11 protein-coding genes are annotated in these 9888 nt (G+C 49.2%); 6 read left to right on the forward strand and 5 right to left on the reverse strand.

Annotated elements, in window-relative coordinates:
- The 5 genes from D5S03_RS03760 to D5S03_RS03780 all read left to right on the forward strand — a co-directional run bounded on the left by D5S03_RS03760 (position 1) and on the right by D5S03_RS03780 (position 6617).
- Positions 1 to 1209 carry an aminopeptidase gene (locus D5S03_RS03760; RefSeq protein ID WP_287042723.1) on the forward strand — a complete coding sequence of 403 codons (1209 nt, stop codon included), beginning with the start codon at positions 1 to 3 and terminating at the stop codon, positions 1207 to 1209.
- Between the two features lie 506 nt (positions 1210 to 1715).
- Positions 1716 to 2480 carry an imidazole glycerol phosphate synthase subunit HisF gene (gene hisF / locus D5S03_RS03765; protein WP_287042724.1) on the forward strand — a complete coding sequence of 255 codons (765 nt, stop codon included), beginning with the start codon at positions 1716 to 1718 and terminating at the stop codon, positions 2478 to 2480.
- Between the two features lie 5 nt (positions 2481 to 2485).
- Positions 2486 to 3640, forward strand: coding sequence for a pyridoxal phosphate-dependent aminotransferase (locus tag D5S03_RS03770; protein ID WP_287042725.1), 1155 nt, complete (start codon positions 2486 to 2488; stop codon positions 3638 to 3640).
- A 466-nt stretch (positions 3641 to 4106) separates the two neighbouring features.
- Positions 4107 to 4805 carry a response regulator transcription factor gene (locus D5S03_RS03775; RefSeq protein WP_287042726.1) on the forward strand — a complete coding sequence of 233 codons (699 nt, stop codon included), beginning with the start codon at positions 4107 to 4109 and terminating at the stop codon, positions 4803 to 4805.
- 33 nt (positions 4806 to 4838) lie between these two features.
- On the forward strand, positions 4839 to 6617 hold the full coding sequence (locus tag D5S03_RS03780; protein ID WP_287042727.1) for a sensor histidine kinase: 1779 nt from the start codon (positions 4839 to 4841) through the stop codon (positions 6615 to 6617).
- A 59-nt stretch (positions 6618 to 6676) separates the two neighbouring features.
- Here D5S03_RS03780 and D5S03_RS03785 read toward each other — a convergent pair whose 3' ends face one another.
- Positions 6677 to 6937, reverse strand: coding sequence for a YgiT-type zinc finger protein (locus D5S03_RS03785; protein ID WP_008868980.1), 261 nt, complete (start codon positions 6935 to 6937; stop codon positions 6677 to 6679).
- Positions 6938 to 7483: 546 nt separating this feature from the next.
- On the opposite strand from D5S03_RS03785, the gene D5S03_RS03790 reads away from it, so the two are divergent.
- Positions 7484 to 7723, forward strand: coding sequence for an ATP-binding protein (locus tag D5S03_RS03790; RefSeq protein WP_287042728.1), 240 nt, complete (start codon positions 7484 to 7486; stop codon positions 7721 to 7723).
- 8 nt (positions 7724 to 7731) lie between these two features.
- On the opposite strand, the gene D5S03_RS03795 is transcribed toward D5S03_RS03790, so the two are convergent.
- From D5S03_RS03795 to pstB, 4 genes are all read right to left on the reverse strand, one after another.
- Entirely contained in the window at positions 7732 to 8049 is a 318-nt protein-coding gene (locus D5S03_RS03795) for a BrnA antitoxin family protein (RefSeq protein ID WP_287042729.1), read from the reverse strand.
- Positions 8033 to 8335, reverse strand: a complete 303-nt coding sequence (locus D5S03_RS03800; protein WP_287042730.1) for a BrnT family toxin — start codon at positions 8333 to 8335, stop codon at positions 8033 to 8035. Before D5S03_RS03800 ends, D5S03_RS03795 begins: the two co-directional genes overlap by 17 nt.
- A 117-nt stretch (positions 8336 to 8452) precedes the next feature.
- Positions 8453 to 9121, reverse strand: coding sequence for a phosphate signaling complex protein PhoU (phoU, locus tag D5S03_RS03805; RefSeq protein WP_287042731.1), 669 nt, complete (start codon positions 9119 to 9121; stop codon positions 8453 to 8455).
- Between the two features lie 24 nt (positions 9122 to 9145).
- Positions 9146 to 9888 (reverse strand): phosphate ABC transporter ATP-binding protein PstB (gene pstB, locus D5S03_RS03810; protein WP_502697114.1); only part of this gene is annotated, 743 nt, incomplete at its 5' end.

Below are 9888 nucleotides of genomic sequence, written 5' to 3' on the forward strand. Positions count from 1 at the left end.
TTGTTTACCCAGCAAGAACTTGAAAAATATGCACAGGTAATGTTCTGGGGCATGCGCAAGGCCAGGAAGCATCCTTTTGCTCCCGGGGATATTGTTCTTATCCGCTCGGATTTGAGCTGCATTCCCCTGGCCCACGAACTTTTCCGCATGTTTCTGCAGCAACAGTATCATCCTGTTCTGCGTCTTATACCTCCGGAGGAAATTGAAAAGACATTCTTTACCATGGCCCATGACTCTCATCTCGATTTTCAGCTGCCCGGTGACAGGGAACTTTATTCCAGTCTCAACGGGATGATATCCCTGCTTGGCCCGCAGTCCCTTACGCATTTAAGGGATATAGATCCTTCCAGGATCGGCAGGTTTGCAGTGGCCAAGAAATATCTGCGCGATATCCTGGAACGGCGGGAATCCCAAGGCAGCTTCGGCTGGAGCCTTTGTCTTTATCCCACAGAGGAGCTGGCTGCAAAAGCCGGACTTACCCTGGAGGAGTACAAAAATCAGATTGTGCAGGCGGTTTACCTGGACAAGGATGATCCGGTTTTTATCTGGGAGGATATATTCGAGCAATCTAAGCGGATAAAAGAATGGTTAGACAGTATGGATGTGGAATACTTTCATGTTTTGTCAAAAAATACGGACCTGAAGGTTTATCCCGGGGAAAAACGCAGGTGGGTTGGCCTTTCAGGGCATAATATCCCCAGCTTCGAGCTTTTTCTTTCCCCTGACTACAGGAAAACCCAGGGCGTATTCTTTTCAGACCAGCCGTCCTACCGCAGCGGCAACCTGGTGCGCGGGGTAAGGCTTGAGTTCAAGAACGGCAGGCTGCAGGAAGTCAGCGCTGAAGAGGGTGAAGAATTCCTTAAAAAGCAGGTCAGAATGGATGAAGGAGCTTCCATGGTGGGGGAATTTTCATTGACGGATAAGCGTTTCTCCCGCATCAGCAGATTTATGGCCCACACCCTTTTTGATGAAAACTTCGGCGGAGACAACGGCAATTGCCATATTGCCCTGGGCGCCTCCTATGCAGACACCTTTGCCGAAGATTCATCACAGCTGACGCCTGAACTCAAGGAGGAAATGGGTTTCAACGACTCCGCCCTGCACTGGGATCTTGTCAGCACCGAACCCAAAGAGGTGCATGCATATCTAAACAGTGGAGAGGTCCTGACCATTTACCGGGACGGACAGTTTACCATTACTGATGTTTGAAACATCACGATATCACAGCAGCGAAACTTACAAGTAACTACTTTTTTGGTTCCCGGTTCATAGTTCCTGGTTCCTGGTTTGTGTGTCCTGGTTCCCAGTTCCCAGTTCCTGGTTCCTGGTTTGTGTGTCCTGGTTCCCAGTTCCTGGTTAGTGGCTCGTGGTTTCTATGCATCAAAATTAAGTTTTCAGCACGGTCTACTCCCCTCCTTGGTTAAGGAGGGGTCGGGGGTGGTTCGTTCTAAATGCTCATTGACCTTTTTTTGGTTCCCAGTTCCCAGTTCCTGGTTCGTGGTTCGTGGTTTCTATGCATCAAAATTAAGTTTTCAGCACGGTCTACTCCCCTCCTTGGTTAAGGAGGGGGCGGGGGTGGTTCGTTCTAAACGCTCAATTACCTTCAGTTATTCGCAGGTCCGACTGTGTTCAGTAAATTAAGTGCAGGACAGTCCCCGAAGGTCAATAATAAGTTTCGCTTTAGCAGCAATCCAAACACCATAAGGAAATAATACATGAAAACAGTCAAGATTATGCCCTGCCTGGATATGAAGGAAGGCCGGGTAGTCAAGGGAGTCAACTTCGTAAACATAACCGATGCCGGAGATCCCATGGAGCATGCGGCCTTTTACCAGCGCCAGGGGGCGGATGAACTGGCCATACTGGATATTTCCGCCACCCAGGAAAACAGAAAGACCAGGCTGGAGTGGGTGCGCAGCGTATCAGCGGTGATAAGCATCCCCCTTACCGTGGGAGGAGGCATATCCTCCCTGGAGGATATCAAGATGGTCCTGGATGCCGGGGCGGACAAGGTTTCCATGAGCAGCGCCGCGGTCAAAAACCCTGAACTTATAGATCAGGCGGCCGGAGAATGCGGATCTCACCGGGTCACCGTGGCCCTGGATGGCCGGCGCAACCCGCAGATGCCCTCCGGTTTTGAACTGGTGGTATCCGGAGGCACCAGACCCGTGGGCAAAGACGCAGTGGCCTGGGCCCGGGAATGCCAGGACCGCGGTGCAGGATGCCTTCTGCCCACCAGTATGGACGGAGACGGCACAAAAAACGGTTATGATCTGGAGTTTACCCGGGCCATATCTGATGCTGTTGATCTGCCGGTGGTGGCCTCCGGGGGAGCCGGGGAGCTGGAACATTTTTACCAGGGAGTAGTTGATGGCGGTGCGCAGATCCTGCTGGCGGCCTCAGTATTTCATTACCGCACCCTGAGCATCACAGACGTCAAAAAGTATCTGCAGCAAAAAGGGCTGCAGGTGAACCTGTAATCATTATGTCTGAAGCAAGCATTGCACAGCGCTGTTCCGGGATAAAGCCGTTTTACGTCATGGAAATCCTGGAGCGGGCTAAGGAGATGGAAAAAAGCGGCAGGGATATAATTCACCTGGAGATTGGAGAGCCTGACTTCGATACCCCGGAATGTGTCAAAGAGGCAGCACATGAGGCCATGCACAAAGGCTGCACTCATTACACCCACAGCCTGGGCATCCCGGAACTCAGGCAGGCCATCAGCAGGCATTACCAGGACTATTACTCGGTGGAGGTTGATCCCGACAGAATCCTGGTTACTTCAGGGACATCCCCGGCCATGCTGCTGCTTTTTTCTACCCTGCTGCATCCAGGGGACGGGGTCATCCTGCCGGATCCCCACTATGCCTGCTATCCAAGCTTTATCTGTTTTGCAGGGGGCAGGCAGATAAAAATTCCCACCAGCCGGGAAGACGGGTTTCAACTGCATCCGGATAAGGTCAGAAAACATCTGAGCCGGGATGTCAAAGCCATATTCATCAACTCACCCTCAAACCCCACAGGCAATTTACTGTCGGATCAGGTCCTGCAGGAACTGGCAGGACTTGGTCCCTGGATGGTCTCGGACGAGATATATCACGGCCTGGTCTACGAAGGCAGGGAAAGAAGCATCCTGGAATTTACCGACAGGGCCTTTGTCCTGAACGGTTTTTCCAAGCTTTATGCCATGACCGGGTGGCGTCTGGGCTATCTCATTGCCCCGGAGCCTTTTGTCAGGACTTTGCAGACCCTGCATCAGAACTTTTTTATCTCCGCCAATTCCGTGGCCCAATGGGCAGCTGTGGCAGCACTGGAAAAGGCCCGGGCGGATGTCAGTCATATGAAAGAGGTCTACAATCAGAGGCGCAAGTACATGCTGGAAAGACTGAAGGGTATGGGTTTCGGCATTGGCGCTGAACCCACCGGGGCCTTTTATATCCTGGCGGATGCCGGTTTTTTGTCCAGAAATTCTTACCAACTGGCCTTTGATATCCTGGAAAAGGCCGGAGTGGGCGTTACCCCGGGAATTGATTTCGGCGACTGCGCTGAAGGCCATATCAGGTTTTCCTACGCCAACTCCCTGGAAAACATAGAGAAAGGCATGGACAGGCTGCAGCAATATGTAAATGAAAATTCCTGATTGCACCCTGTTCGTGATCGTTGAATATTATTCAGGGGTGGACTGTTGCCTGTTAATTAATGCCCACCTTATATTAAGTCCAGCCTGAATCTTTTTTAGCAGCAGGAATATTCTGCACATGCGCCTGCTCCTGCTTTCCTGACTTGATAATCATGCTCCAGTCTGTTTTTATGAAGTTGCCGGTTCCAACATTTGTAAGCATTCAGGGGGTACTCAGTTTTAGTCCCTGGCACCAGGCCTGGGGACAGTCCCGCACTTATTTTTATAAAGCTCACATCTGAATGTTTATCAGAAAAAAATAAGTGCGGGACTGTCCCCTGGTCACGCTAGAGGCGTGATTCCGGCACCCCCAGAATGCTTACCAACATTTTTGGCCGGTTGTCATCAAACTGTAACGCAGACTTCATATTATGGCATCAAGGTTGAATTAACAGCCTTTAAAACCATTGCAAAAAAGGTAAGCAGCATGAAAAAAAGCAAGATCCTGGTCATAGAGGATGAAGAGGATATCCAGAACCTGCTGCACATAAATCTGGAAGCAGCAGGATACAGGGTATTTCTCACAGATAACGGCTATGACGGGCTTAAAATCGCCAGAGAAGAGCAGCCTGAACTGATCATCCTGGACCTGATGCTGCCGCACATGGACGGCCTGGAGGTCTGTCGCCGCCTGAAAAAGGATGACAAACTCAAGGACATCATAGTCATCATGGTCACGGCCAAGAGTGAAGAGATGGACCGGGTGGTGGGTTTTGAGCTGGGCGCTGACGATTACGTGGTCAAGCCGTTCAGCATCCGTGAGCTTCTTCTGCGCATCAAGGCGGTGCTGCGCCGGGAGCACAGGTCTGATTCCGGTGTGGAAAGGATCTGGAAGCATAAAGGCCTGGAGTTTGACTTTGAGGCTATGGAGTTCAAGGTGGACGGTATTAATGTAAGCCTCACCGCTACGGAGATGAAGCTGCTCCAGGAAATGGTTCAAAACGAGGGCAGGGTGCTCACCAGGGAACGTCTTTTAAACAATGTCTGGGGCTACGAGTTTGAGGGGTACGCCCGTACGGTTGATACCCACGTACGCAGACTGCGGGCCAAGCTGGAACCCTACTCAGATTTGATTCAGACCGCCAGGGGGTTGGGATATAAATTCAGTACAGAAAAACTGCAGTAAGCATAAAACAACATTGCGGGCTCTGAAAAAAGCATGCAAAGAGAATTTTCCCTCAAAGTCAAGCTCATTGTATCCTTCTGGCTGGTACTTGTATTCTCGCTGGCTGTGCCTTCCAATTACTTCATCCAGTCTGTGGAGCAAAAGGTGGACAGCCAGCACCTGCAATATGTCCAGGAAAGAATGGAGATCGTTCAGTGGATAATTGCACAGGAGGAAGAAAAAAAGCCTGAAAAGCTGGACAGTATTCTAAAATCCCTGGATTTTCTTGATGATGCCCGGGTTTCCGTCTTGGACGCCCAGGGTATGATCATTGCCGATTCCCGCCAGCCCCGGGAGGAATTCGAGGGCATGTCCAGCTATATTGATTATCCTGAGGTTGTGCAGGCCAGGCATGAAACCGGCTATCACACGGCTTCCGATCCCTGGGAGGATGACAGGAGGCTCTATATGGCCACCAGGATAGATCTTTCTTCAGAACAGGAGGATACCGGATATCTGAGGCTGGTCACCCCTTTTTCCGGCCTGCATCCTTATTTTCAACATGTAAGCGCAAATCTGTGGAAGTTTGTTCTGCTTTCACTTTTCTTAAGCTGCATAGTTGTCTATCTCATGGTCACCTACCTGACTTTCCGGCTCAAACCCATGATCAAAATGGCCCAGTCCATCGGCCAGGGCAACTTTCAGCAGCGCATACAGGACTCTCCCGGCAGGGAGTTTGATCCTCTGGTGGAGGCCATCAACCGCATGGCTGAAGATGTTGAAAAGAGCATGGAGCTGGTTTCTTCACAGAAATCCGATCTGGAGACAATAGTAAACGGCATCAAGGACGGTCTGGCTGCCTTAGACAATCAAGGCAGAATCATCAGCTGCAATCAGTCATTCAAGAAAATTTTCCAGCATCTGGACACCATAAACGGAAAAAAGCCGGTGGAGATTTTCTTCAACAACAGCCTGCAGGCGGCCTGTGAGGAGGTTCTGGGAAATTCCATGAAGCAGACCCGGACCATGGAACTGGAAATCAAAGAGAAATTTTATGATGTGCATGTGGTATCTCCGTCAGACCAGCAGAATATCGGGGCAATTATACTCCTGCACGACATCACGGACCTCAAGAATCTGGAAAGCATCCGCAAGGATTTTGTGGCCAATGCCTCGCACGAGCTGCGCACTCCTTTGACCTCCATCAAGGGTTATACCGAGACCATGCTGCAACATCCCGATATTATGCAGGAAAAAGGTACTGAACTGCTCCAGGTGGTCATAAAAAACACAGATAATATGATTCGGCTTCTGGATGATATCCTGCAGCTTTCCCGCATTGAATCCACTCAGGACCAGGTGGCACTGGATGATGTTGATCTGGCGGCAGTCATATTCAAGTCCTGGAATAACTGCAGTCACTATACCGAGGGCAAAAACATAGTTTTTGAAAGCGAACTGGAGCAAGAAGGGCAGCTTCTGGTTCGTGGCGAAGCTGAATATCTGGGGCAGGTCTTTCAGAATCTGTTTGAAAACAGCATTAAATTTGTTCCCGGGGAGGGATTTATTCAGGTGCTGGTGAGACAAGAGGGCAATCAGGTCTGGGTTGGTGTGCAGGACAATGGTCCCGGCATCCCGGCTGCAGAACAGCAGAGGATATTCGAAAGATTTTACAGGGTCAAAAAGGACAAGAAAAAGGTCAAAGGTACCGGACTTGGGCTGGCCATCTGCAAAAACATTATCAAGGCGTTCGGAGGCCGCATCTGGGTGGAAAGCCCGGTACCGGGCAATGACAGTGGATGCATTGTCTGGTTTTCATTGAATCGCTCTTAGGTATGACTGCAATAAAGTTATCAGGCAACAAATCGCCTGGCAAGTTACGATTACCATCTTTAAGTAACAGAGGTGATATCTGCAAAATGTTGAGTCGGAACTACGATTTCACCAGTGGCCTTTTTGCCGTGATAATGAATGGCTTCGAACTCTGCTTCGATTTTTCTCAGATTTTCAGACAGGAAATATGTTTCACCGCAAAACCCGCATTTGCGGCAAGGCACATTTTCCACGAACAACATCCTGCCATCGCGTTTGTAGGTATACTCACAGACGGTGTCTTTAAAATTGCTGTTTCCACAAAAATGGCAAATATTCATTGGGAACCTCTTTCATAAGAGGTGATAAATTTTGGGACATCCAGTTTTATCCATTCGTTATCCATACAAAATACTATAATCCCGATAGAAAAAAGAATCAATGCCGCCTGACATGAATAGTGAACAAGCGGCTTCAGGCAGGCAACAGACGGTGGATTTGACTAAGGCAACTTTCTGAAAATAACGTAACAGTTTTAGGGTGGGGAGTTCTGGGCAACATGCAGAAAATTAAAAGGTCGCCACCCACCGAGGTTTATAATTCTATTTTCCGGGAGTTGCCTAAGCTTCCACCCCCCAAGTAAATCCAGGCCACGGTGTAGCTCCCCTCCTTAGCCTGTAAAGAAGCCTGGTAAGGAAGGGAGTTAAATATCGAACCACCCCCAACCCCTCCTTAGCCAAGGAGGGGAGCAGATCGAGGCGTGGCAACACTCTGTCGCATGCATCTGTATAAATACTCCGACTGGAGCTTAATTAAGCTTTCACCCCCCAAGTAAATCCAGGCCACGGTGTAGCTCCCCTCCTTAGCCAAGGAGGGGCCGGGGGTGGTTGTATGAAATCCCTTCCTTATATACATTCCAGAAGTCCGCCCCTTCAGTAAATCTGAACCGCGGTGCAGACTCCCCTCTTTATCCTGAAAAGAAGCCGGGTAAGGTCAAAGGTACCGGACTTGGGCTGGCCATCTGCAAAAACATTATCAAGGCGTTCGGAGGCCGCATCTGGGTGGAAAGCCCGGTACCGGGCAGTGACAGTGGATGCATTGTCTGGTTTTCATTGAATCGCTCTTAGGAAAGGCATCAGCCTCCTTCAAAATAATCTGTGGTATTCTCTAAATCTTTTGCGAGTGAGCCGCGCTCCACGTTTATCTGCCTGGCCAGAAATATTTTCACCAGGCTCTGGTAGGGTATGTCTTTTTTGTTGGCCAGGAGTTTGAGTTCAGCAATCATTGCCTCGGGAAGCCTTAAGGATATGGACTTAAGGGAGGGCTTAAGGTCAGGGAAAGAAATTTTTTTAAACTCGTTGGGATCAAAGTAGTCAAGAGGCGATTCATGAGCCCAGAATTCCCTTTCCTGGTCTTCGTTTTCAAAGTGTGGAATTCTATTGTGCTTTGTCATGATAGTATATCCTCTCTTTTTTATTCATGTCCCTGGCTGAGATCACCCTGATCAGGCTTTTCCTTATTGTGAATATCATTGTTAAAAGACGTCCGCCATCTGTTTTTCCAAAAGCCGCCAGTCGCTTCTCAACCAGTGAGTGCCTGTGGTCATCAAGGATAATCAGAGGCTTATTAAAGAAAACCTGCTCACATTCCCAGTTCTGAACATCATGCTTGATGAGATTTTTGTCAAAATTTCCTTCATACCAGTCAAAACCTGTTACCTTCTCAAGCATGTAATACATATTCAATCTGTATATTTTAACAATATACCTGTCAAGCCAATGAACTGCTCACATAGTCAGCTTTCATCCAACGTATCTGTCAGCGCTTTTAAGAAAAGCAGGGGATAGTAGCTTTGACTAAACACGGTCGTCAAACAGGCAGGAATGCTTGATGCTGGTGCCCTGAACGATGAACATGGTGGTTTCGGCTATGTTGGTGGCCAGGTCCGCCACCCGTTCAAAGCGCCTGGCGATATTTATGCTCTGTACGCACTGCTCAACCGCCTGGCTGTTTTGACTCATATGTTCGATGCTTAGCTTGAGGACTTTTGAGTTTATTTCATCCACCTCGAAATCCATGCGGCAGACATTTATGGCCCTTTCTGTATCCGGAGAGGAAAAGGCGATTATGGCTTCCTGGAGCATGTCATAGGCTTTCTGGCCCATGATCTGGATCTGATCGTAAAAATCCAGGGGAGGGTGCAGGCTTAAAAAAATGCTTGCATCGGATATGTTGGCAGATTCGTCCCCTATACGTTCCAGATCCTTGCTCAGGCGCATGGCCCCCAGGATAAAGCGCAGGTCCCTGGCCACGGGCTGCTCCAGGGCCAGGAGGCGCAGGCAAAGCTGGTCAATGAGCACTTCCAGTTCATTGATCTGCTTGTCATGATCCACCACTTCCTGGGCCAGATCCGCATCCATGCGGGAGAAAGCGTTCACGGTCTTGCTCAGTGCCTGCTCCGTCTGGACCACCATCTGCATGACCTTCATATTCAGCCTGTCCAGTTCCTGTGTCAAATGTGTCATATTCTGTCTCCTGATAAGATGAAATTATCCGAATCTGCCGGTTATATATTCTTCGGTTGTTTTTTCTCTGGGGTTGGTGAACATGGTGATGGTATCCCTGTACTCAATAAGTTCTCCCAGATACATATATGCAGTAAAGTCTGAAACTCTGGCTGCCTGCTGCATGTTGTGGGTGACGATTACAATGGTATAGCTTTCTTTTAGATAATAAATCAGCTCTTCTATCTTGGATGTGGAAATGGGGTCCAGAGCAGAACAGGGTTCGTCCAGCAGAATCACATTAGGTTCAATGGATATGGCCCTGGCAATGACCAGCCTCTGCTGCTGCCCGCCGGATAATCCCAGGGCGCTTTCATGCAGCCTGTCTTTGACCTCATCCCAAAGGGCCGCTCCTTTCAGGGATTTTTCCACCACTTCACTTAAATGCTTTTTGTTTCTTATTCCCTTGAGGCGCAAGCCAAAGGCGATATTGTCGAAGATGGATTTGGGAAAAGGATTGGGTTTCTGAAAGACCATGCCCACTCTGCGCCTGAGTTCGGCCACATCAACTTTAGGATCATATATATTTTCTCCGTCCAGTTTTATTTCCCCCTGCACTCTGCATATATCTATCAGATCGTTAAGCCGGTTGAAACAGCGCAACAGGGTTGATTTGCCGCAGCCGCTGGGACCGATAAAGGCTGTGGCCCGTTTTACAGGAATCTTCATGTTAATGGATTTCAGGGCCTGGTTAGAGCCGTAAAAAAGGTTGAGATCCTTGACCTCCA

This window comes from Desulfonatronospira sp. MSAO_Bac3 (assembly GCF_003838035.1).
Taxonomy (GTDB): Bacteria; Desulfobacterota; Desulfovibrionia; order Desulfovibrionales; family Desulfonatronovibrionaceae; genus Desulfonatronospira; species Desulfonatronospira thiodismutans.

Excerpts from the sequence above, each read along its gene's own strand:
- hisF (WP_287042724.1), top strand. The coding sequence starts at position 1,716 with ATGAAAACAGTCAAGATTATGCCCTGCCTGGATATGAAGGAAGGCCGG.
- D5S03_RS03770 (WP_287042725.1), top strand. The coding sequence starts at position 2,486 with ATGTCTGAAGCAAGCATTGCACAGCGCTGTTCCGGGATAAAGCCGTTT.
- D5S03_RS03775 (WP_287042726.1), top strand. The coding sequence starts at position 4,107 with ATGAAAAAAAGCAAGATCCTGGTCATAGAGGATGAAGAGGATATCCAG.
- D5S03_RS03780 (WP_287042727.1), top strand. The coding sequence starts at position 4,839 with ATGCAAAGAGAATTTTCCCTCAAAGTCAAGCTCATTGTATCCTTCTGG.
- D5S03_RS03785 (WP_008868980.1), bottom strand. The coding sequence starts at position 6,937 with ATGAATATTTGCCATTTTTGTGGAAACAGCAATTTTAAAGACACCGTC.
- D5S03_RS03795 (WP_287042729.1), bottom strand. The coding sequence starts at position 8,049 with ATGACAAAGCACAATAGAATTCCACACTTTGAAAACGAAGACCAGGAA.
- D5S03_RS03800 (WP_287042730.1), bottom strand. The coding sequence starts at position 8,335 with ATGTATTACATGCTTGAGAAGGTAACAGGTTTTGACTGGTATGAAGGA.
- phoU (WP_287042731.1), bottom strand. The coding sequence starts at position 9,121 with ATGACACATTTGACACAGGAACTGGACAGGCTGAATATGAAGGTCATG.